We start from the raw sequence: 22,061 nt of genomic DNA, 5'->3' as shown, positions 1-22,061 counted from the left end.
GACGGCAGCGATCAGTCGTCCTTCTTCAGCTTGAACGACCACAGCCCGGTGACCGCCTGGCTGTCCTTCTTGCCGTCGCCCGCCTTGATGGAGACGAGCGTCGAGTCGCCCTGGGCGCCGTACTGGGCGTTGAAGAAGACGCTGCCGGGGATCGTGCGGTACGTCTTGTCGCTGTCCTCGGTGAGCGGCTGACCGTTCATCAGGATCGTCCAGCGCTTCTCCGCGACGTCCGGGTCGACGCCGAAGCGGACGGTCTCGTCGGGGTCGACGGTGATCGACTTGATGTCCGTGTCCTTCAGGCACACCGTGAGGGCCTCCGCGTTCAGCGCCTTGTCCGCACCGCCGCAGGTGGCCTCCTCGCTGACCGAGGACTGGCCGACGGTGATCGTGGACAGCGGCGTCGGCTTGTCGCAGGCCGACAGAACGAGCAGGCCGGCGGAAACGGCGCCGGCGGCGGCGACGGCGCGGCGGCGTCGCACAGCGCCCGGTACATCAGCGGCTCCGCCGCGGGGCATCGTGGTCATGACCGAAGGCTATCGGGCGCGCCCGCCGAGCCCCCTACGCGGGGTACGAAGCAACCGTGTGTCCCACACCCGCACACCCCGGCACGAGGCCCCGCCCGCCGTGCGGCATGCCGCGCCGCTGCCGCCTGCCGCCGTGTCCGCCGCCCCGGACGCCGCTGCCGCTGCCTTGCCTGCCGCCGTGTCCGCCGCCCCGGACGCCGCTGCCGCTGCCGCCTGCCGCCGTGTGCGCCGCCCTGGACGCCGCTGCCGCTGCCCTGCCTGCCGTATGACATCCCGCGCCGCCGCTGCCCGCAGGCAGCGCCGCTCGCCGGGTCGCCCACCGCTGTGCCCGCCCTTCCGGGTGCCCCCACCGCTGCCTCCGCGCGCCGCGCGCCCAGCCACCCTCAGCGCCGCACGCCGTGCCACCCGAGGTCCGCCCCCGGCTCAGGTCACTTCACGTCACCCGTGTGCGGGTGCCGCTTCCGTGGCGGGCCGAGACGAGCAGGCCGCGGGTGGTGGTGAGCCAGCCGAGGGCGACCACCGCGGCGGCCACCGACAGGCCCAGGGCGCCGTTCAGCGGCATCGCGATGCCGACCGCGCCGCCGAGCACCCACGACATCTGCAACAGCGTCTCCGAGCGGGCGAACGCCGACGTGCGCACGAGTTCCGGCACGTCCCGCTGGATCAGCGCGTCCAGCGACAGCTTCGACAGCGCCTGCGAGAAGCCCGCCACCGCCGCCAGACACGCCACCAGGAACGCCCCGAAGAACACCGCCGCCGTGATCGCCGCGCCGAGGACCACGGCCACCACCGTCACGATGATCAGCTCCGGCGCCCGGGACCGCAGCCACGCCCCCACCGCCGTCCCGAGCGCGTTGCCGGCGCCGGCCGCGACGGCCACCATGCCGAGGGAGACCGCCGCGCTCTGCCCGGTCAGCGGATGCTCGCGCAGCAGGAAGGCCAGGAAGAACGTCAGGAAGCCGGACAGCCAGCGTTGCGAGGCGTTCGCCCCCAGGGCGTGGGTGACGGCGATGCCGACCGTCCTGAGCCCCGGCCGCTTCACCGGCTGCCGGTGCGGCCCGTGCAGATGCTGCTCGTCCGCCGCGAGCAGCGCGGTGTCCTCGCCCTTCGCCGAGTCCACCTTCGGCGGCAGCGAGAACGACAGGAACGTGCCCGCGACGAAGATGACGAACGCGCCGTAGAGCGGATAGCGCGGGCCGAGGCTCTGGAGCCCGATGGCGACGGGCGCGGCGACGCCCGTGGCGAGGAGCCCGCCCAGCGTCACCCGGGAGTTGGCCTTCACCAGGGAGAAGCGCGGTGGCAGCAGGCGCGGCACGACGGCGCTTCTGACCACCCCGTACGCCTTCGACGCGACCAGCACGCCGAGAGCCGCCGGGTACATCTCGATGCTGCCCGTGACCACCGCGCCGGACAGGACGAGCGCGAGCAGCGCCCGCGCGCACATCGCCCCCGCCATGGCGGCCCGGCGGCCGTGCGGCACCTTGTCCAGGAGGGGGCCGATCACCGGGGCGAGCACCGTGAACGGCGCCATGGTGATGGCGAGGTAGAGCGCGACGCGCCCGCGCGCCTCGTCGGTCGGCACGGAGAAGAAGACGGTGGAGGCGAGCGCGACGGTGATCATCACGTCCCCGGCGCCGTTCACACCGTGCAGTTCGATCAGCTTGCCGAGGCCGGACTCGCCCGCCCCGTGCGCGTGCGTGGCCTTGCGGATGCCGCGGGCGGTGCCGCTGAACGGGAGGTGCAGGGCACGGCCGATCGCGCGGAGGGACCCGCCCACCCGGTCCGAACCGCTCACCCGACTCCTCCCCTTGTACCCCTTCGCCCCACCGGTGCCGGCGGTGTCATGGGGCGTCCTCGCGGTTGCCACCCCGTCATAGTGCCCCGAGAAGGGCGGACGTAGTGCGGTTACCGCGCGTATGGCCGTGCGGCGGCCGGGTGGGCGGCCGTGCGGCGGCCAGGGGGGCGGCCGAGTGGACGGCTGTGCGGTCGCGGTGGCCGCGGTCGTCGCGGGTTGTCGAGGAGGCGGATCGAAGACGGACCGAAGGCGTCGTAGGGTGGAAACGTCCCGTCGGTGTAGGCCGAGCGGCGGTGAACAGGTAGCGTGCGTAGCGCGCCGTGGCGATTGTTCTCGGCCGCGCGCCTCTCGGCCATCCCGCAGAATGGATGACAGCAGGTGCGCCCGAGCGCGATCGGGCGCGGACGTCGACGCGGCCCTCTGGTCCGCTCCGTCCGCACCCGCCGCCTTCAGGCCGGCGCACTCGAGAGACGGCGTAGGAGAGAAGCGATACCTGTGAGCGCAGCGACCACGCGAAGCCGCACCCCCGACCGCCTGTGCGCCGAGGCGGTCGACCTCGCCCGCGTCGCGGCCGAGGAGGCCGCCGCCCCCGGAGTGGTCGGGGAGCACGTAGGAGTGGTCTCCGAGGGCGATCGGGTCGTCACGCACTTCTTCGAGTGCAAGGAGCTCGGGTACCGGGGCTGGCGTTGGGCGGCGACGGTGGCACGGGCGTCCCGGGCGAAGCTCGTCACCCTGGACGAAGTGGTGCTGCTGCCCGGCCCGGACGCGGTCCTCGCCCCCGAGTGGGTGCCGTGGAGCGAGCGTCTGCGCCCCGGGGACATGGGCCCCGGCGACCTCCTCCCCACCGACGCCGAGGATCTGCGCCTGGAGCCGGGCTTCACCGGCGAGGACGCGCCGCCGCCGAACTCGCCCGTCTCGCACGAGATGGCGGACCTGGTGGAGGCGGAGGACGCCGAGGTGACGGAGGGTCCGCCCGCGCGTTTCGCCACCGCGCCCTCGCGCGGCTCGATCCCCGCCGTCGCCGAGGAACTCGGCATGCGCCGGGCCCGGGTCCTCTCCCGGTACGGCCTGCACACCGCGGCCGACCGCTGGGAGGAGGCCTACGGCTCCAAGACCCCCATGGCACAGGCGGCCCCCGCGTCCTGCGTCAGCTGCGGCTTCCTCACCCCCATCGGCGGCTCCCTCGGCCAGGCCTTCGGCGTCTGCGCCAACGAGTTCGCCCCGGCGGACGGCCGCGTGGTGTCGTTGACGTACGGCTGCGGCGGCCACTCCGAAGCGGCCGTCATGCCGAAACCGCCCCGGCCCGCTCCGCCGGTGATCGACGAGACGAGGGTGGACCCCTTCCCGCTGCGCCCGTCCGCGGACTCGGGGTCGGTGCCGGCGACGACGGACGAGGAGTCGGCGGAGCTCGGGCACTCGTGAGCGGTTTGCGGCGCGCGGCTCGCGGCTCGGGGTGAGCGGCGTGCGGTGTGGCGGCAGCGTGCGGCTCGACTCGTGTGCGGTTCAACTCGTGTGCCCCGCAGTCGGGTTGACGCCCGAGGCGGCGAACGCCCCGATCACGTCACTCTGAGACGGGTGACCGGATCCCGTGGGCGGCCCCGCCGGCCGTCCGCCCCCGGTCCGTCTTCGTCCCGTACGCCTGCGGAAGCTGACCCCCTTCCCCGCGCGATACCTTCTCCTCACGCCGACGAGGAAGAGGGAAACCGACGTGAGCAAGTTCGTGCGGCCGGCGCCCGAGGGCGCGGACCCCTTCGGCACGGCCCGTCTGCGCCGCGGAGTCCTGGACGCCTGGGCGACCAGCCCCGCCCGTTTCCGGGAGGACGCCAACGCCGAGGAGGACCTCGTCCTCGGCGGCTACCGGGACCGCCTCGTCGTCGAGCTGGCCCAGAACGCGGCCGACGCGGCGGCACGGGCGGGCGTCCCCGGCCGGCTCCGCCTCACGCTCCGCGAGGGCGTGCTCGTCGCCGCGAACACCGGCGCCCCACTGGACGCGGCCGGCGTGGAGTCGCTCGCGACCCTGCGGGCCTCGGCGAAGCGGGACACGCGGCAGCAGCAGGAGGCGGTGGCGGCGGTGGGCCGGTTCGGCGTCGGCTTCGCCGCCGTCCTCGCCGTGACCGACGAGCCCGCCGTGGTCGGCCGGCACGGCGGCGTGCGCTGGTCGCTGGCGGAGGCGCGCGGGCTGGCCTCCGAGACCGCCCGCCACAGCCCCGGCCTCGGCGACGAGATCCGCCGCCGGGACGGGCACGTACCGCTGCTGCGGCTGCCGTTCGCCGCCGAGGGCACCGCGCCCGACCCGTACGACACGGCCGTCATCCTGCCGCTGCGGGACCCGGCCGCCGCCGACCTCGCCGAGCGGCTGCTGACCGCCGTGGACGACGCGCTGCTCCTCGCCCTGCCGGGCCTGGAGGAGGTCGTCGTCGAGGTGCACGACCAGGAGCCGCGCACCCTGCGCCGCCGCACCGACGGCGAGCTGACCGTCGTGGAGGACTCGCGCGACGGCGTCACCCGCTGGCGGATCGCCGCCGCGAACGGCCCGCTCACGCCCGACCTGCTGGCCGACCGGCCGGTGGAGGAGCGGCTGCGGCCGTACTGGTCGGTCACGTGGGCCGTCCCCGTGGACGGCGGCGGGGCCCCGGCCCGGCCCCGCACCAGCCCCGTCGTGCACGCGCCCACGCCCAGCGACGAACCGCTCGGCGTGCCCGCGCTGCTCATCGCCTCGCTCCCGCTGGACACCACCCGCCGGCACGCCGCGCCCGGCCCGCTCACCGACTTCCTGGTGCAGCGCGCCGCCGACGCCTACGCCGGGCTGCTCGCCGGCTGGCGGCCGGTGGGCGCCGGGATCATCGACCTGGTGCCGGGCGCGCTGGGGAAGGGGGAGCTGGACGGGGCGCTGCGGCAGGCGATCCTGGAGCGGCTGCCGCGTACGGCGTTCCTGCCGTCGGCGTTCGTGCCGCCCGCCGGCGAGCCGTTCGCCGGTGAGCCGTCCGCCGGGGCCGCAGCGGCGGAGGGGGAGCTTCCGGAGTTCGCGGAGCCGTCGGAGCTGCCGGAGGCGCTGCGTCCGCGGGACGCGGAGATCGTGGAGGGGGCGGGCGCCGACACCGTACGGGTGCTGGCGGAGGTGCTGCCCACCCTGCTGCCGGCCGGACTGGAGCGGCGCGTCGAGCTGCGCACCCTCGGCGTGCCCCGCATCCCGCTCGCCGACGCGATCGACCGGCTTGCGGGGCTGGAGAAGGATCCGGACTGGTGGTACCGGCTGTACGACAGCCTGGCCGGCGTCGACCCGGACCGGCTCTCCGGGCTGCCCGTGCCGCTCGCCGGGGGCGTCTCCCAGGCTTCCGGCAACGGGGGAGGGGGAGTGCGGACGACGATCGGGCCCCGCCAGGTCCTGCTGCCCACGCCGGACACGGCCGGCGTCGACGCGGAGATCCTGGGCCGGCTCGGCCTCAAGGTCGCCCACCCCGACGCCGCACACCCGCTGCTGGAGAAGCTCGGCGCGCTGCCCGCGACACCGCGCGCGGTCCTGACCACCCCGCAGGTGCGGGCGGCCGTCGCCGCGTCCCTGGACGACGACGGCGGGGCCTTCTTCGACGACCAGGACGCCCCGGACGCGGAGGAGTTGGCCGACACCGTCCTCGCCCTCGTCCGCGACGCGGGACTGGAGCCCGGCGACGAACCGTGGCTGGGCGCGCTCGCGCTGCCCGACGAGGACGGCGAACTCGCCCCCGCCGGTGAACTCGTCCTGCCCGGCAGCCCGTTCGCCTCCGTCATCCGCGAGAACGAACTCGGAATGGTGGACGCGGAGTTGGCGGAGAGGTGGGGTGAACAGCCGCTGGCGGCCTGTGGGGTGCTGGCGAACTTCGCCCTCGTCCGCACCACGGACCTCGTCCTCGACCCGGACGAACTGGAGCCCCGCGAGGGCGACTTCGCCGAGCCGGACGACGCGGGGCTGCTGGACGCGGTGGACGTGTGGTGCGAGGACGTCCTCGACCGCTTCCCCGACTCGCCCGTGCCGCCCGTCGCCACCGAACTCGTCGCCGTGCGCGACCTGGATCTCGTGGACGACGACAAGTGGCCCCAGGCCCTCGCGCTGCTCGCCCAGCCGCCCCTGCGGGACGCCCTGACCCAGCCCGTCCGCGTCCTCCTCCCCGACGGCACCCACGAGGTCGTACGCCCCTACACGGCGTGGTGGCTGCGCGGAAACCCGGTCCTGGACGGCCGCCGCCCCGCGGGCCTGCTGGCGACCGGCGGTGATCCTTTGTTGCGCGGCCTCTACGACGAGGCGGACGCGACCGGCTTCGACGACGAGCAGGTGCTGCGCGCCCTGGGCGTCCGCACGTCGGTGTCCGCGCTCCTTGACGAGCCCGGCGGCGCCGCCGAACTCCTCGACCGCCTGACCGACCCGGACCACCAGGTGTCGGCGACCCAACTGCACGGCCTGTACGGCGCGCTGGCCGAACTGGACCCCGAACAGGTGACGCTGCCGGACGAGTTGTGCGCCGTCGTCGACGGAGACGTACGGATCGTGGACGCGTCCGAGGCGGTGGTGGTCGACTCCCCGGACCTCCTCCCCTTCACCGAGGGAGTCCCTCTCCTCCCCGTACGCCCGTCCCGGGCGGCGGAGTTGGCGGAACTCTTCCAGGTCCGCCGCCTCAGCGAGTCCGTGACGGCGTCGGTCGACTCCGAGGGCACGGAACACGAGGTGCCCGACTCGGTACGGACCCTGCTCGGCCCGCGCACTCCGGAGTCGTACGTCGAACACGAGGAACTGATCGTGGACGGCATCGAAATCGACTGGCGCCTGACCCCCGACGGAGTCCTTCACGCGTCCACCCTGGAGGGAGTAGCCGCTGGCCTGGCCTGGGCGACACGGCAATGGCCCCGCCGCTTCGAGGTAGCAGCCCTCCTGGAAGACCCGTCCCGAACGGAGGAACTGGCGCGGGACCGCTGGTTCGACTGAAACACAGGGGCCGTCCCACTGGGACGGCCCTTGCCGGGCCCCGTCGTCGGCCTGCGCTCGGTCCTGACGCTCGGCGCCGGTGAGCTCTTTTCACGGTGGCGCGTTTTGAACGGAAGGAGGCGTTCCATAACAGGTACTCCCAGGCCGCGGTGCACGCGGCGCTGTTGGCTGTGCGCGTGTACGAGGCTTCGGTGTTCCCGAGGTCCGTGCAGGACGGCGTATTCCGCCATAGGCCATCTCGGTGCCGCCGTTCACCGGCACATGGTCGCCTCCTCTATCCAGCTTCACGCCGGTTGAGCGCTGGACCGCCGGCATCGCTGTCGGCTCCGCTCACCGGCCGGGCCTACACAGTTACGGCGATGGTGAGCATCATGGCCATGACGGTGAGGATGAAGATCGCGATCTGTCGGCCCGTCGGCTGGGGTATGGGCTGCCCGTCACGTGCCAGTGCAGTCATACGTCCTATGTGGCCCGCGAAGACGACTCTCGTCAGGGCCAGGCTGAGCATGGCCAGCGTGTACAACTGCAGTGGGGTGTTTCCCTCGTATCCCCTTATTGCCGAATCCAGTCCGATACCCACCCCAGCGCCCAAGGGGCCTACGACGGCCTTCCACTTGTTCTTCTTCTCCAAGATCAGTGTCTGTAACGCCATCGCCGCCGCGGCGCCCGCCACCAAAGCGGCGATCCACCAGTGGGTGTGAGAGAAGTGCGAGGTCAGCACAGCAGGTCTCCGTCCATTACAGGCTTACACCACAGCGACGTGGCCTAGAACGGCGGCCGCCGGGATGGGAAGCTGATCGCGCGCTGCCCGGCCACGAAGGCAGCACCGCTTCCCCTCAGATGGTGGCCGGGGTGATGAGTACGCACCTTAGTGGTACATACTCATCATCCCGCCCGTGCGGCATTTACCAGGTGATCAAGCCGACCACTGTGGTCACCGTATCGCCGACAGCCCCCGAAATCCTGGCCCCGACTGTGCTGGCCAGGCTCTCTCCAGCGACTTCGAAGTTGCGAAGGATCGCACTCTTACCCTGGAAGATGCCACCGATCACGAAGACGCCGAGCGCTGTCTGGAATTGGGGGGATTTCCAGCCACCGTCGAATCCCAAAGACAGAAGGGTGCTCACCCCTTGCACCCCCCAGGAGACGACTCCCAACCCGTAGCCGAAGGCACCGACGTAGCCCGCAAAGGGACCCGTCCACGGGGCGGTGAGAGTGAGAGCGAGCGAGAACGCTCCGAGCGCCGTGCTCCAGTGCCCGGTGGCCGCCGCCCAGTCCTTGATGTCACCCGCGTCCGCCGGCCACAGGTCCCAGTACTTGGTGTCGCCGGTGTTGTCGTCGTACTCGGGCTTATCTGAAGGGTTCGTGCCGTCCTGTTGGGTCTTCTTGGCTGCTTCAGCGGCCTTGCGTGCAGCCGCGGCGGCTTCGAGGTGCCGCTTCTCGATGACGGTTGCCCAGGCCTCGCTCGCGGCGGCAGCGGCGGCCTGCGCATCCTTGCCGGCCTGGACAGCGGAGGACCGAGCCGCATTGGCGGAGGACTGGGCCGCGGACGCGGAGGTCACGGCCTGTTTGGCGGACGCCACCGCTTGGGTCATCGAGTAGTTCGCGGAGCGTGCTGCGCCGCGCGCGGTGACCGCCGCCGATTGTGCCGCCCTGGCGGACTGGGCCGCAGCGGCAGCTGAGCGGTCGGCGGCGGCGGCGTTGGCCTTGGCCTCTGCTGCCGAGGTGGCGGCGTCCTTGGCGTGCCCCCGTGCCTTCGATGCCCATTCAGCAGCTTCCGAGGCGGCCTGGCGGGCATCGGCGGCAGCTTCGGACGCAAGCGCTGCGTCCTCCAGGGCCTTCGCGGCGATCCTCGCGGCGTGTGCGATGGCGGCGCGTATCGCGGCTACGTGGGTGGCATGGTCCTCATCGAGTCGGGCAATGCTGTATTTGTCCCGGAAGACGAAGGCGCGCCGCATGCGGGCGGAGCCCTCCAGTACGATCTGCGCCGCCGACTTCATGTAAGGGCCGCCTGAGTTGAGCAGGCGGAAGATCTCTACGTTGTCGTCCTCCTTGGTGGCGTCGGTGAGTTCGACGGTGAGGAAGCGGTGCAGGGCTCGGGCGCTGCCATCGCTCAGCGCTGCCTCGGCCCCCGCTTTGACGGCCGCCCCCGGGCTCGAGTTCAGGAGGGTGAAGATCGCGACGCGGTTGTCTTCGACCGCAGCTTCGATGGCGCCGCTGTGGAGGAAGTCGCGGATTGCGTTCGGCGCGGTACTGGCGAGCGCTTGGGCGGCAGCCTCAGCAACGGCGGGTGTGCCGAGTTGGGCGACGGTGAGGACGCCTTCTCGGTCGTCCTGCTTCTGTGCGAGTAGCCGGTCTGCGCTGAGCCAGTTGACGATGTCCTCGTCGGTGCCGGCGAGTGCGTACTCGGCGGCGTCCCGTGTCCAGCTGCCGGTGGAGTCGAGGAACTTGACAGCGGCCTTGCGGCCGTCGGTGACCGCTGTGGGAGTGTCTCCGGAGCGCAGCGCGGATTCGGCGGCGGCGAGGAGGTCCTTGACTTCGGTGGCTGTGCGGTCTGCCTGGGTGCGCTGCTCGTCGGCCCGTTTGGTGTCGTCGATCTCGGTCTGGGCCCGCAGCCGTGCCAGGGCGACGCCGAGTTCGGTGTCCTCGGCGATGCGCGCGGTCTCCGCCTCGCGGGCTGCCTTCTCAACTTTCTGAGCTTCCTTGACGGCGTTGGCGGCGGTGTTGGCCGCCGTCACCGCCGCGTTCGCGTACGCGGTGGAGCGCTTGGCGTACTCGATCGCCTTGCCTGCGTTGTCCGCTGCGTCATCGGCAGCAGCCGCGGCCTTCAGGGCGTGCTCGGCGGCGCTGTTGGCGGCATCGCGGGCGACCCGGGCCGCCGCGGCTGCTTGGCCCGCGAGTGTCTGGGCGATGCCTGCTGCCCGGGTGGCCCGCGCGGCGGCGGCGTCGGCCTCGAGTGCAGCGGCCCGGGCCCGGGCCGCCTGGGACTGGGCGACCCCTGCGCTGGCGGCTGCACTCGCGGCCGCGTTGGCAGCGGCGGCGGCGTTCTGGGCGGCGCTCGCGGCGGCGGAGCCAGCGGAAGCGGCCGACTGGGAAGCGATACGGGCCTGGTCGGCGGCAGCAGCGGCGGTCTTCGCGCGGGCGGCGGCATCCCGGGCGCCCTGAGCTGCCTGCCGGGCGGCCGACGCCTTGGACGCATCCTTGGAGGCGGCGATGGCGGCACCGTATGCCCGGGAGGCGGCGCCGCCGGCCGACGCGGCTGCGGCAGCGGCGGCCTGCGCCGCGTGGGCGGCACGGCTCGAAGCGGCCTGAGCGGCACGGGACGCGGAGATCGCCGTGCCGGCAGCGTCGGCCGCACCACGCGCGGCACCGGCCGCCTTGTTGGCCGCAGCAGCCGACTTGCTGACATCGTTCTGAGCGGCCTGCGCCTCGGCGGCCGCCCTGAGAGCCGCCTCCTTGGCCTTGACGGCGGCCTGCTTGGCCTGGTCGGATGCAGTGACGGCCTGCTCCGTCTTGAGCTGGGCCCGTCTGCCTTCCCGCTCCACGATCTTGACCAACTGGTCGATCGTGGCAGCCTCTTCGTCACGGGCGCGGGCGATGTACTGGCCAGCGGTGAGGAATTGGCTGATCGCCTCGGGTGTGCCCTCGGACAGGGCGCGCTCCGCGTACACCTTCACCTGCGGAGAGGCAGTCGTGAGGATGGTGAAGACCTCGACCTGTTCGTCCTCCGCGCGCGCCGCGTGCTGGGCCGTCTCCAGGAACGTCCGCAGCGCCGCGGAGGTGCCTGCGTTCAGCGCTTTCGTGGCCTCGCGCTTTACGGCGGTGCCGCCGTTGTTGAGGATGGTGAAGACCGCCACCCGCATGTCGGTCTCGAGTGGCTGGACGTAGCCGGTCTCCAGGAAAGCCGAGACGGCGTCGTCCCCCACGGACAACGCCGTCTCGGCGGCTTCCCTGCTTGAGGTGCCTAAGGAGGAAAGCGAGGAGAACAGGGTTAAGCGGTCGTCCTCGGCGCTCACCAAGGGCAGTTCGCCGGTGAGGAAGGCCGACACGGCTGCCGAAGAGCCGACGAGGGCGCGGGCAGCGGCCTCGCGTGTCGACCGGCCACCCGTCTTGTACGCCCATACGGCTCTACCTCGGTCGGTGTCCGGGAGGCCGGTGTCCGTGGACTGAGTGCCAGTGGCGTGTGCGGGCGTGGCTGCCAGAGTGAGTATCGATGGCAGGGCGGGGACAGCGGCTGCCCCGGTGATGCTCGTGAGTATGCGACGTCTGCTCCACAGTGACGCTGACAAACTAAGAATCCTTCCTGTGCGGGGTTGAACGGGTGAAGGTGCGGAACGGATTCGACGCCTGGGCGGCTCTTCTTATAGGAGGAAGTTAGGCGGCGAAATCGAGCCCTGCGATGCAGGTAGGCACTGTACCCAGCCTTCACCGGCTCGCCGCTCATTTTCGGAAGCTTCACTTCTTGAGTGAACGCAAGGCGTGCAGGCCCGTGGATTCTCGAGAATGGAACGTTATCTTCCATTTATCATTCATTCACGAAATATCCACAACCTTCAGTGCACCTTTCTCGCCAAGTGGCGCAGATCACAGAATGATTTCTTGCATGTGCCGCTTTTGTGGGATTTTATTAGCTGGACGAACGTACAGGCGGCGGTCTTTCATGCCTGAGGCTGCGGGATGAGCTCCATGTTGTGCCCCCTCAAGAATTGACTCGATTGAGGGGGGTGCTCTCTCGCCGGAACGCGAGGCACTGGGGGGATTTCACAGGCATGCATTTTTTGGCCATTCGAAACCTCTGGCAGGTAGAGGATCTGGCACCGCAGCCTTCACGTCTGTTTGAATCTCTTTCGGACGATTCGATCCGAACCGACTGCTAGGACTGCAATGAAGGCACGCAGCACAAATGCGTTACGATCCAGGCGCCTCAAGCGACACACCCTGAATGCCACCGCCGCAGGTGCCCTTACGTGGCTCGCGATGACGGGTGTTCAGACGGAGTCGGCTGCTGAGAAGAACGCCGCCGCTTATGCCCAGACTGTCGTCAACGAGGCCCCCGGCTACGCGGTCGAAGACTTCAAATACCCGCACGCGGACAGGATTCTCACCGAGCAGGGCATCCTCCTTAAGCGTGGCGACGGCCACATCACCCTTGCCGCCTGCGCCAACGGAACCGGGCAGCTGGAGATCTACTCCCAGTCGTCGTCAAAGGTCTGCTTCAACGTCACTGGTGACGCCGGCTGGCTGACACTGGAAATCCCCTCGGTCTACGGCGTTCGAACGAACGGCTACGAAGCCGAGTTCGGTCTGACCGTCGACACCAAGACGACGTCCGTCGATGTCCCCGCAGACTCATGGCAGGGAGTGGGGCAAAGCGCCGACCCTCAGGGGCGCCCGCACATGCTCGTGGAGATCAAGACCTCCAAGTAGCACTTCTTGCCAGACCTTCTACAACGAAAAAAGAGGTTATGCGTCCTTCACGATCTGGCCGATTAGCCGGTCTCGCTGCGGTGACTGCGGCGCTGGTATCCGTGCCGTTGGTGCTGTCCACCGCTGCTCCCGCGTCCGCTCTCGCGGGCTCGCCCGTCACCGAGAAGACCTATGCGTTCACCGCCAAGCTCGCCATCGGTGAAACGTTTCGCTCCTGCACCGGCGCCCTCGTCAACGCCCAGTGGATCCTCACCGCGAGCAGCTGCTTCGCCGAGGACTTGACCGCCGGCTACACCGTCGCCGCCGGCAAGCCGAAGTGGAAGACCACCGCGACCGTCGGACGCACCGATCTCGACGTCACCACGGCCGGGCAGGTCAGGGAGGTCGTGGAACTCGTCCCCCGGACGGACCGCGATCTCGTGCTGGCCAAGCTCGCCACGCCGGTGCGCGGTATCACCCCGCTTCGGGTCGGCTCCACGTCGCCCGCCGCGAACGAGCGGCTCAAGGGCGCGGGTTACGGGCGGACCAAGGACACCTGGGTGCCCAACACGCTTCACGCGGGCGACTTCACCGTCAACCAGGTGGACACCAACCGGCTTCAGATCGACGGCACGCCCGTCTGCAAGGGGGACACCGGCGCTCCTGTCTTCCGCGAGAAGAACGGCGTGCTCGAACTCGCCGCCGTGGCGACCGCTTCCTGGCAGGGCGGCTGCCTCGGGTCGTCCGAGACCCGGACCGGCGCGCTCGCCACCCGGGTGGACGACCTCGGCGCCTGGGTGAAGCAGTCGACCGCGTCCACGCTCACGCCCTGGCGCCTTCAGATGGTCACCGTCGCGGGCAAGGACCTGTACCACTCGGTCAGGGACAGCAACTGGGACTGGACGGCCTTCGGGGCTGTCGAGCAGGCGGCCGGCGGCATCGGGGACGTCGAGCAGGCGGCCGACGCGGGCATCAACGGAACGAACACCGTCCTCGCGCTGGGCGCAGACGGTGTCGTCTACGAGACGAAGCGCAACCCGAACGGCGCCTGGGTCCCGTTCCGCTCGCTGACGGCTGAGCTCGGCGGCTTGGCCGGGCTGAAGAAGATCTCCGTCACCTCCATGGGCTCCACGCTCGGCCTCGTCGGCATCGCGGGTGGCCGCGTCCACCACAGCGTCCGTGACTCCGCCGGCAAGTGGATCAAGTGGGGCGACGTCTCCGCGGCTGCCGGCACGCTGGCCAACCCCACGGACATCACCATCACGAAGGTCGGAGACACCACCCACATCGGTGTCGTCGCCAACACCGACAAGGCCTACCACGTCATCCGCGACGGCCTCGGAAACTGGGGCACCTGGGGCGAGATCACCAAGATCACGGGGGCGCCCACCACTGCTGGCGCCGTGGCCTTCTCGGGTACCGGCGCCAACGACCTCCAGGCCGTCCTCGTCGAGCCCAACGGCGGCATCAAGCACGTCGCCCGACTGTCGGACGGCAACTGGACCACGTTCGGCGACCTCGCCGGCCCCGTCCTCGGCACCGGCCCGGTGACCGCCGTCAGCGCGACGACCGTGGACAACGAATTCCACACGGCCATCATCCGCAACGGCGCGATCAAGCACACGGTGCGTCACGTCGACGGCAACTGGGAGCCGGCCGACACGCCTCCGGGCGCTCCGGCGAACCCCACCTCCCTGGGTCTCACGGCCAGTTGGAACTGATCGGTCCGGCTCCGGTCCAGCGACGTGGACCGGAGTCGAACCTCTTATAGAAGAAGGTCTATGTCATGCCCCGCGCCCTCGCGCGCCGCCTGCCAGCGCCGCGCTGGACGCACGGCGCCGTCGCCGAGCTGTTAGCCGGCCGGGACAACAGTCTCGGGTTCCTGCGGCTGGCCCTCGCCACGGCTGTCGTGGTGTCCCATGCTCGTTTCCTCGGCTACGGCGGGAAGGAGTACGGGCGCACCTTCTCCGGCGGGCAGGTCACCCTGGGCAGTCTCGCCGTCTACGGCTTCTTCGTTCTGTCAGGGCTGCTGGTCACCCGCAGCGGCATGCGCCTGCCGGTCGGCCGGTTCCTGTGGCATCGGGCGCTGCGCATCCTGCCCGGCTTCTGGGTGTGCATGGCGCTGACTGCGTTCGTCGTCGCGCCGGTGCACTACTGGCACGTGCATTCCACCCTCGACGGACTCGGCGGTCCGACCGGCCCGATCGGCTACATCCAGGCCAACTGGGCCATCGCGACGGCCGAGTACGACATCTCCGGGCTCATGGAGTACGAGCGCTCCCGCGGAGTCACGCACGCCGCGGCCTTCAACGGGTCGTTGTGGACCCTGCGTCACGAGGCACTCTGCTACGTTGGCGTGGCCGTCCTCGCCCTCACCGGGATCCTCACCCGGGCCCGCCGCGCCGTGGTCCTCATCACCGCCGTGCTCGGGTGGCTGGTCATATGGCAGGCGATCACCACCCCCTTCTGGGCGGGCCCCATGGTCTCCGGCTACCTCCGCACCTTCTGGCTGCCTCTGCTCGGAGCCGTCAACCCGGCCGTCATGTTCTATCTCGGCCTCGCCTTCTGCTTCGGCATGCTCTTCGAGCTGTACAAGGAACGCGTCCCTGTCAGCGATCCGCTCGCCCTCGCCTCCTTCGCCGTCCTGCTGGGCAGCCTGCGCTACGGCTACTTCTACATAGTGGGCCTGCCCTCGTTCGCCTACGTCCTGCTGTGGCTAGCCATCCGCCTGCCCGGCGCCTTCCGCCGGATCGGGGCCCGCCACGACTACTCCTACGGCATCTACATCTACGGCTTCCTCGTACAGCAGGCCCTTGCCGTCGCCGGCTACACCCGGTTCGGACTCACCGCGTACTTTCTGCTGACCATGACCTTCACCCTGCCCCTGGCCGTCGCCTCCTGGCATTTCGTCGAGCGGCCCGCACTCCGGTTGAAGGACCTCGGCAAGCGTCCGGCCGCCCCGCCTTCCAGCCCGGCTCACGACCGCTGGGGCGTCACGCATCCGGCCTCGGCCACCGTCGCGTCGCCTACCGTCGCCTCGCCCAACGCGCCCGCCGACTGAGCCTGCACCCGGTGGCCGACCCCGTAGCCGAACCGGTAGCCGCTCGTCGAACGCGATACCGGTCAGTCGCCGGAAGCGCTCGGCGTGCTCCTGCTTCGGCGGATGCACGTCGGCGGTCGCGTGGTAGGAACGCGTTCCTCCCACGGGGGCGCGGCCGGAACGACGTCGTGGACGCGATCGTCGTCGCGACCGCCGTCCGATCCCAAGATCAGTGGTCACCAGAGATCGCGAGGGCCTCGACACCTCGCCGACTCCATCGGCGTCAAGCTCCCGCTCTTCGCCATTTGACCACTCGCGACGGTCACTTGACCGCGCGGCCGAGCCGTCCCGGCAACCGGGTTTCGAACACAACAAGTTGGTTCGTATGGGCGAACGGCCCGCGAAAGCTTTCTTCACTCAAAGCGCCCGTGTGGACACGTTCCGTGCGGTACGGCATCCCCCACGCCATGCAGGCCGAGCTGACCCTCCTCACCGCCCGCTGGCTCGCCGCCGGACACCCGCCCACCACCGTCCGCATGCACATCCTCCGCGGCCTTCCCGACGACGGCACCCCTGCCCGCCGCGCCGGCGGCCTGTTGCGCTACCTGCTTCGCGAGGTCCCACCCCTCCCGGAACAGAGCCAGCCACCGTCACCTCAAGCACCTCAAGCACCCCAGAGCCCCGAGCCCTCGGACGCCTCCGGCCCCCGCATCTCCTCCCGTCTCACCGGAACCCGGGAATGCGAGGACGGCCGCCATATCCAGCCCATGCTCTTCCGGCCGGTCGGTGACGAGAGGCTCTGCCCGAGTTGCACCAGGGAGCCCTCATGGACATCTGCTGCATCCATTGCGTGAATGATCCGCTGCCGGATCCATGGCCGAGGTAGCAGCCACCCCGACAACCCCACGCCGCGTCCGCGGCCACGCGGCTGCCCTCGCTGCGGCACGGCAGATGGCCGACTGGACGGACCACGTGACGGGTACGGGTACGTACCCGTATCCTCGCTGTACGGAAAGGAGCAAAACCATGTCCGATGCCAATGTCCGCATTCCCGAGGAAGCCAAGGACCGCCTGGCTGCCATAGCTGCTGCCGAGGGATTGTCGCTGCGCGCATACCTGGCCCGTCTCGCCGAGACGATGCTGACCCCGGCCGAGCGCGCAGAACGGGCGGACAAGGCTCGGGCCGCGCTCAAAGACTGGAACGGCTACGCGCCGACCGCTGCCCAAGAGCGGGACCTGGACAGCGAACTGGACCGGCGCCTGGCCCGGGCGGCCGGCCAGTGAGCGACGCGCTGCACATCGTCCTGGACGACACCGCGATGGCAGCAGCCGGCCAGGGCAACATCCTCGCCTCCCGGCTGATTTACCGCGCGCACGCCGAACCGGGCTGGTTCCTGTACGCCCCGGCATGCGCTTTGGTCGAAGCCGACCGCGCCCGGCCCGGCACCGCCGAGCACCTGGCCTCTCTTCCCGGCATCACCGTCCTCGATCTGGACCTGGCCGGCGCCCTGGCCGTCGCACGGCAGGAGACTTGGGCCGCAGCGCACAGCCAGTACGCAGCGCACCCCACCCCTGACCGTCCCGACGGCGCGATCATCGCCACCACTGCCCCACAGCGATGGACGGGGGAACCGGTCCGGGTGCTGGACCTCACGCCCTGACCTGCCGCAGGGGTACGAGTTGATCGCTGATTGATTCGGCTGGACCAGGAACGGCTGCCTCGCCGGAAGGGATTCCGGTGAGGCAGCCGTTTCGATTTTTATCTGCGGTTTTCCGCGAGGTGATTCGCGACGGCATAAAGCCGGTCACGTTTCGCCCCGTCCGGTCGCTGTTCGGGGCCTGTTGATGGTCCCTCAAGGGAGTGTCGGAGGCGACGGACGATGGCGGTGACCTGCGTCTTCATGAGGGCTGGCGATATGCCTCAGTGGTTCGAGGGCGGGTGCGGCGGTGCGGCCGGAAACCGGCGTTGACCTTGATGTTTCGGCGTACCTACGCTGTTTCTGCTCGGCCTGACGCGGTATTCGGGCGCAGGGCTGGAAAAGCCCGGTGTGCGCCTGTGCGGTGCGGTCGGCTGTTCGCCTTTTCTTTTTCCTCGCCGCCAAAAGGGAATTCCTCATGCCCCGCACCCTCGCGCTCCGTCGTCCCGTGCCGCGTTGGTCGCACGGTGTCGTCGGGGGGCTGTTGGCCGGCCGGGACAACAGTCTGGCGTTCATCCGGCTGGGCCTGGCCACGGCCGTCATCGCGTCGCACGCCCGCATCCTCGGCTACGGCGGCCCGGAGTACGCGTTCACCTTCTCCGGCGGGCAGGTCACCCTCGGCAATCTCGCCGTCTACAGCTTCTTCGTCCTGTCGGGGCTCCTCGTCGCCCGCAGCGGCATGCGCCTCCCGGTCGGCCGCTTCCTGTGGCACCGGGCGTTACGGATCCTGCCCGGCTACTGGGTGTGCATCGCGCTTACCGCGTTCGTCCTCGCGCCGTCGCTCTACTGGTACGTGCACCGCTCCTTCGACGGACTGGGCGGACCGGACGGCCCGTTCGGCTACATCGCGGCCAACTGGGCCGTCGCGACCCAGCGTTACGACATCTCCGGGCTGATGGCGCACACCCGCTCCCTCGGCGTCACCCACAACGCCGCTTTCAACGGCTCGCTGTGGACCCTGCGTTTCGAGGCGCTGTGCTACCTCGGCGTGGCCCTCCTCGCCGTCACCGGCATCCTCACCCGGGCCCGGCGCGCCGTCGTGCTGATCACCGCGCTGCTGGGGTGGCTGGTGGTGCGCCAGGCGATCAGCACCCCCTTCTGGGGCGGCGCCGCGAAGGCCGGCTTCCTCGAAGTGCTCTATCTGCCGCTGGTCGGCGGCGTCACCCCGGGCTGGATCTCCTACCTCGGCTTCGCCTTCTGCCTCGGCATGCTGATCGAGCTGTACAAGAAGCGCGTCCCGGTCAGCGATCCGCTCGCCCTCGTCCTTCTCGCCGTCATACTGGTCACCCTGCGCTACGGCTACTTCTACGTGGTCGGCATCCCTGCCCTGGCCTACGTCCTGGTGTGGCTCGCCGTCCGGCTGCCCGCGCCCTTCCGCCGGATCGGCGCCCGCAACGACTACTCCTACGGCATCTACATCTACGGCTTCCCCGTGCAGCAGACCCTGGCCGTCCTCGGCTACCCCCGCTTCGGGATGCCCCTGTACTTCGTGCTGACGATGGCCTTCACGGTGATCCTCGCCGTCGCTTCCTGGCATCTGGTCGAGCGGCCCGCGCTCCGGCTGAAGGACCTCGGCGGACGGCCGGCCGGTCCGCCTCCCGGCCGTCCCGTCACCAAGCCCACCGAGCCGGTCCCGCCCGCCGCCTGCGCCTGCACCCCGCCGTAGCCGATCCCGCCTTGGCCGACCCCGGCGACTGCCCTCGTACTCAGGACTCAGGCGTACGTCACGACTCAGGCGTACGTCACGCGGGGAAGCGGCGGTCCACCCACCGCCACAGCAGCTCCAGCACCGCCGCCGCTGCCGCCGCGATCCCGACCGCGATCCAGGGCATCGTCACCCCCACCAGCTTCAGCGCGAAGAAGTCCTGGAGCCACGGCACCACCAGCACCACCAGGAACGCCGCGCCCATCGTGGCGACCAGGGCGATCCGCCACCAGGTGTAGGGGCGGGCGATGATCGCCAGCACCCACATCGAGATCAGGAACAGGGTCAGCGTCGCCGCGCTCGTCTCCGCGTCCAGCGCCCCCGCGCCGGTGTAGTGGTGGCGGGCGATGAGATACGTCGTGAAGGTCGCCGCCCCGGCCAGCACCCCGCCCGGGATCGAGTAGCGCATCACCCGGCGCACGAAGTGCGGGCGGGCGCGTTCCTTGTTGGGGGCGAGGGCGAGGAAGAAGGCCGGGACGCCGATCGTCAGCGTCGACAGCAGGGTCAGATGGCGGGGCAGGAACGGATACTCCACCTGCCAGCACACCACCAGCAGCGCCAGCAGCACCGAATACACCGTCTTCACCAGGAACAGCGTCGCCACCCGGGTGATGTTGCCGATGACCCGACGCCCCTCCGCCACCACCGAGGGCAGCGTGGCGAAGCTGTTGTTCAGCAGCACGATCTGGGCGACCGCCCGGGTCGCCTCGGAGCCCGAGCCCATCGCCACGCCGATGTCCGCGTCCTTCAGCGCGAGCACGTCGTTGACGCCGTCGCCGGTCATCGCGACGGTGTGCCCGCGCGACTGGAGCGCGCCGACCATCTCCCGCTTCTGCTGCGGGGTGACCCGCCCGAACACCGTCGCCCCGTCGAGCGCCTCGCCCATGCCGTCCCGTTCGGCGGGCAGCCCGCGCGCGTCGACCGTACGGGCGTCCAGGCCCAGCTTGGCGGCGACCGCCCCGACGGAGACCGCGTTGTCGCCGGAGATGACCTTGGCGCGCACGTTCTGGTCGGCGAAGTAGCGCAGGGTGTCGGCGGCGTCCGGGCGCAGCCGCTGCTCCAGTACGACGAGCGCGGTGGCCCGTGCGCCCCGAGCGACCTCGGAGTCGGACAGGTCGCGGGCGGCGCGGGCGAGGAGCAGGACGCGCAGGCCCTGCTCGTTGAGCCGTTCGGTCTCGGCGAGGGCGGGGTCGTCGGCGCCGAGCAGCACGTCCGGCGCGCCCAGCAGCCAGGTGCTGCTCTGGCCGTCGCCCTCGCTGAAGGCGGCGCCGCTGTACTTGCGGGCGGAGGAGAACGGCAGCGCCTCGGTGCAGCGCCAGCCGTCGGCGTCCGGGAAGGCGTCGATGATCGCCTTGAGGGAGGCGTTGGGGCGCGGGTCGGACTCGCCGAGCGCGCCGAGCACCCGGCGTACGTAGTCGTCGTCGGCGCCGTCGAGCGCGCGGACCTCGGTGACGTCCATGCCGCCCTCGGTGAGGGTGCCGGTCTTGTCCAGGCACACCGTGTCCACGCGCGCGAGGCCCTCGATCGCCGGGAGCTCCTGCACCAGGCACTGCTTGCGGCCGAGGCGGATGACGCCGATCGCGAAGGCGACGGAGGTGAGCAGCACCAGCCCCTCCGGGACCATCGGGACGATCCCGCCGACGGTCCGCGCGATCGAGTCCTTGAGGTCGTTCTCCTTGACGAACAGCTGGGTGACGACCAGGCCGATCGCGGCCGGGACCATCATCCACGTCACGTACTTGAGGATCGTGGAGATGCCCGAGCGCAGCTCGGAGTGGACGAGGGTGAAGCGGGACGCCTCCTCGGCGAGCTGGGCGGCGTACGCCTCGCGGCCGACCTTGGTGGCCTGGAACGCGCCGCCGCCGGCGACGACGAAGCTGCCGGACATGACCTCGTCGCCGGGGCGTTTGACGACGGGGTCGGCCTCGCCGGTGAGCAGCGACTCGTCGATCTCCAGCCCGTCCGCCTCCGCGCACGTCCCGTCGACGACGATCTTGTCGCCGGGGCCGATCTCGATGAGGTCGCCGAGGACCAGCTCGGAGGTGCCGACCTGCACGGCGACGCCGTCGCGCCGCACGGTCGGCCGGGCCTCGCCGATCACGGCCAGGGAGTCGAGCGTCTTCTTCGCCCGCCACTCCTGGATGATGCCGATGCCGGTGTTGGCGAGGATCACGAACCCGAACAGGCTGTCCTGGATCGGGGCGACGGCCAGCATGATCACCCACAGGACGCCGATGATCGCGTTGAACCGGGTGAAGACGTTCCCCCGGACGATCTCGCCGACGGACCGGCTGCTGCGCACGGGGACGTCGTTGACCTCGCCGCGCGCGACGCGGTCCGCGACCTCGGCGGCGGTGAGCCCGGTCGCCGCGGCAGCCGGGGCGGGGGGTGCGGCGGCGTGCTCGGCGTCGGTATGGGTCATGGGTTCGACGGTACGTGCGGAGGCGGGCGTTCACCCGCCGGAAGTCCGGAAGATCCGACCTGGGGAGGACGGCCGTCGTGCGGTGGTATTACACGCCGTCGGCGGAGCGCGCCTCCGCGCCGCCCTTGGCCGCCGGGTCCCCCTTGATCGCAGCGTCTCCCTTGGTCGCCGCGTCCCGCTTGATCGCCGCGTCGCGCTTGCGCACGTACCAGATGCCGATGAGGCCGAGCCCGGCGCCGGCCAGGCAGGTCCACAGCCACCACAGCCGGTCGTGGTCGTCGTACCAGCCGTAGAAGGGGAGCTGGACGAGGAAGAGGACGAACCAGAGGATCGTGCCGCCGGTGATGGTGGCGACCACGGGGCCCTCCAAGGGCTCCGGCGCCTCGTGTCTGGGGGTCCACTTCTCCATGGGGGACAGCCTACGAGGCCGATCGGTCTACGCGCGGAGATGGCGTGGCTTCATTTATGTGTTCATACTGAAACCGTTTGTCTTTGTCCCTTTCTGTTCGTAGGAA

Annotated in this window: 15 protein-coding genes; 9 read left to right on the top strand and 6 right to left on the bottom strand. The window is 70.7% G+C overall.

Going from position 1 to position 22,061, the window contains the following annotated elements:
• Positions 1 to 11 precede the first annotated feature (11 nt).
• Positions 12 to 524, bottom strand: a complete 513-nt coding sequence (locus ACFYX4_RS11620) for a DUF2771 domain-containing protein (RefSeq protein WP_389329749.1) — start codon at positions 522 to 524, stop codon at positions 12 to 14.
• Between the two features lie 433 nt (positions 525 to 957).
• Positions 958 to 2,391, bottom strand: a complete 1,434-nt coding sequence (locus ACFYX4_RS11615; protein ID WP_389329746.1) for an MFS transporter — start codon at positions 2,389 to 2,391, stop codon at positions 958 to 960.
• Between the two features lie 423 nt (positions 2,392 to 2,814).
• Between ACFYX4_RS11615 and ACFYX4_RS11610 the strand changes: the two genes are divergently transcribed.
• Positions 2,815 to 3,741 carry a DUF3027 domain-containing protein gene (locus ACFYX4_RS11610; protein WP_389329743.1) on the top strand — a complete coding sequence of 309 codons (927 nt, stop codon included), beginning with the start codon at positions 2,815 to 2,817 and terminating at the stop codon, positions 3,739 to 3,741.
• Between the two features lie 286 nt (positions 3,742 to 4,027).
• Positions 4,028 to 7,276: a sacsin N-terminal ATP-binding-like domain-containing protein gene (locus ACFYX4_RS11605; protein WP_389329740.1), complete on the top strand. Its 3,249-nt coding sequence runs from the start codon at positions 4,028 to 4,030 to the stop codon at positions 7,274 to 7,276.
• Between the two features lie 343 nt (positions 7,277 to 7,619).
• On the opposite strand, the gene ACFYX4_RS11600 is transcribed toward ACFYX4_RS11605, so the two are convergent.
• On the bottom strand, positions 7,620 to 7,997 hold the full coding sequence (locus ACFYX4_RS11600; protein WP_389329737.1) for a hypothetical protein: 378 nt from the start codon (positions 7,995 to 7,997) through the stop codon (positions 7,620 to 7,622).
• Positions 7,998 to 8,181: 184 nt separating this feature from the next.
• Positions 8,182 to 11,565 carry an ALF repeat-containing protein gene (locus ACFYX4_RS11595; protein ID WP_389329734.1) on the bottom strand — a complete coding sequence of 1,128 codons (3,384 nt, stop codon included), beginning with the start codon at positions 11,563 to 11,565 and terminating at the stop codon, positions 8,182 to 8,184.
• Between the two features lie 688 nt (positions 11,566 to 12,253).
• On the opposite strand from ACFYX4_RS11595, the gene ACFYX4_RS11590 reads away from it, so the two are divergent.
• The 7 genes from ACFYX4_RS11590 to ACFYX4_RS11560 all read left to right on the top strand — a co-directional run bounded on the left by ACFYX4_RS11590 (position 12,254) and on the right by ACFYX4_RS11560 (position 19,085).
• Positions 12,254 to 12,703: a hypothetical protein gene (locus ACFYX4_RS11590; protein WP_389329731.1), complete on the top strand. Its 450-nt coding sequence runs from the start codon at positions 12,254 to 12,256 to the stop codon at positions 12,701 to 12,703.
• An 80-nt stretch (positions 12,704 to 12,783) separates the two neighbouring features.
• The gene (locus ACFYX4_RS11585) at positions 12,784 to 14,403 is read left to right on the top strand and encodes a trypsin-like serine protease (RefSeq protein ID WP_389329728.1); all 1,620 of its coding nucleotides are present in this window, start codon (positions 12,784 to 12,786) and stop codon (positions 14,401 to 14,403) included.
• A 65-nt stretch (positions 14,404 to 14,468) separates the two neighbouring features.
• The gene (locus ACFYX4_RS11580; RefSeq protein ID WP_389329725.1) at positions 14,469 to 15,743 is read left to right on the top strand and encodes an acyltransferase family protein; all 1,275 of its coding nucleotides are present in this window, start codon (positions 14,469 to 14,471) and stop codon (positions 15,741 to 15,743) included.
• A gap of 407 nt (positions 15,744 to 16,150) precedes the next feature.
• Positions 16,151 to 16,576 carry a hypothetical protein gene (locus ACFYX4_RS11575; protein WP_389329722.1) on the top strand — a complete coding sequence of 142 codons (426 nt, stop codon included), beginning with the start codon at positions 16,151 to 16,153 and terminating at the stop codon, positions 16,574 to 16,576.
• A gap of 172 nt (positions 16,577 to 16,748) precedes the next feature.
• Positions 16,749 to 17,006 (top strand): hypothetical protein, encoded by a 258-nt coding sequence (locus ACFYX4_RS11570; protein WP_389329719.1) that lies wholly within the window; start codon positions 16,749 to 16,751, stop codon positions 17,004 to 17,006.
• A complete protein-coding gene (locus tag ACFYX4_RS11565) occupies positions 17,003 to 17,383 on the top strand; it encodes a hypothetical protein (RefSeq protein ID WP_389329716.1) in 381 nt (126 codons plus the stop codon). The genes ACFYX4_RS11570 and ACFYX4_RS11565 overlap by 4 nt, the downstream gene beginning before the upstream one ends.
• A 454-nt stretch (positions 17,384 to 17,837) precedes the next feature.
• Positions 17,838 to 19,085 carry an acyltransferase family protein gene (locus ACFYX4_RS11560; RefSeq protein WP_389329713.1) on the top strand — a complete coding sequence of 416 codons (1,248 nt, stop codon included), beginning with the start codon at positions 17,838 to 17,840 and terminating at the stop codon, positions 19,083 to 19,085.
• 76 nt (positions 19,086 to 19,161) lie between these two features.
• On the opposite strand, the gene ACFYX4_RS11555 is transcribed toward ACFYX4_RS11560, so the two are convergent.
• Positions 19,162 to 21,546, bottom strand: a complete 2,385-nt coding sequence (locus ACFYX4_RS11555; RefSeq protein ID WP_389329710.1) for an HAD-IC family P-type ATPase — start codon at positions 21,544 to 21,546, stop codon at positions 19,162 to 19,164.
• Positions 21,547 to 21,634: 88 nt separating this feature from the next.
• Positions 21,635 to 21,955 (bottom strand): DUF2530 domain-containing protein, encoded by a 321-nt coding sequence (locus ACFYX4_RS11550; protein WP_389329707.1) that lies wholly within the window; start codon positions 21,953 to 21,955, stop codon positions 21,635 to 21,637.
• Positions 21,956 to 22,061: the final 106 nt, after the last annotated feature.

This window comes from Streptomyces sp. NPDC002328, from assembly GCF_042890065.1.
Classification (GTDB): domain Bacteria; phylum Actinomycetota; class Actinomycetes; order Streptomycetales; family Streptomycetaceae; genus Streptomyces.
The sequence above is the reverse complement of the archived record's forward strand: the minus strand, read 5'-3'. Positions and strand labels throughout refer to the sequence as shown.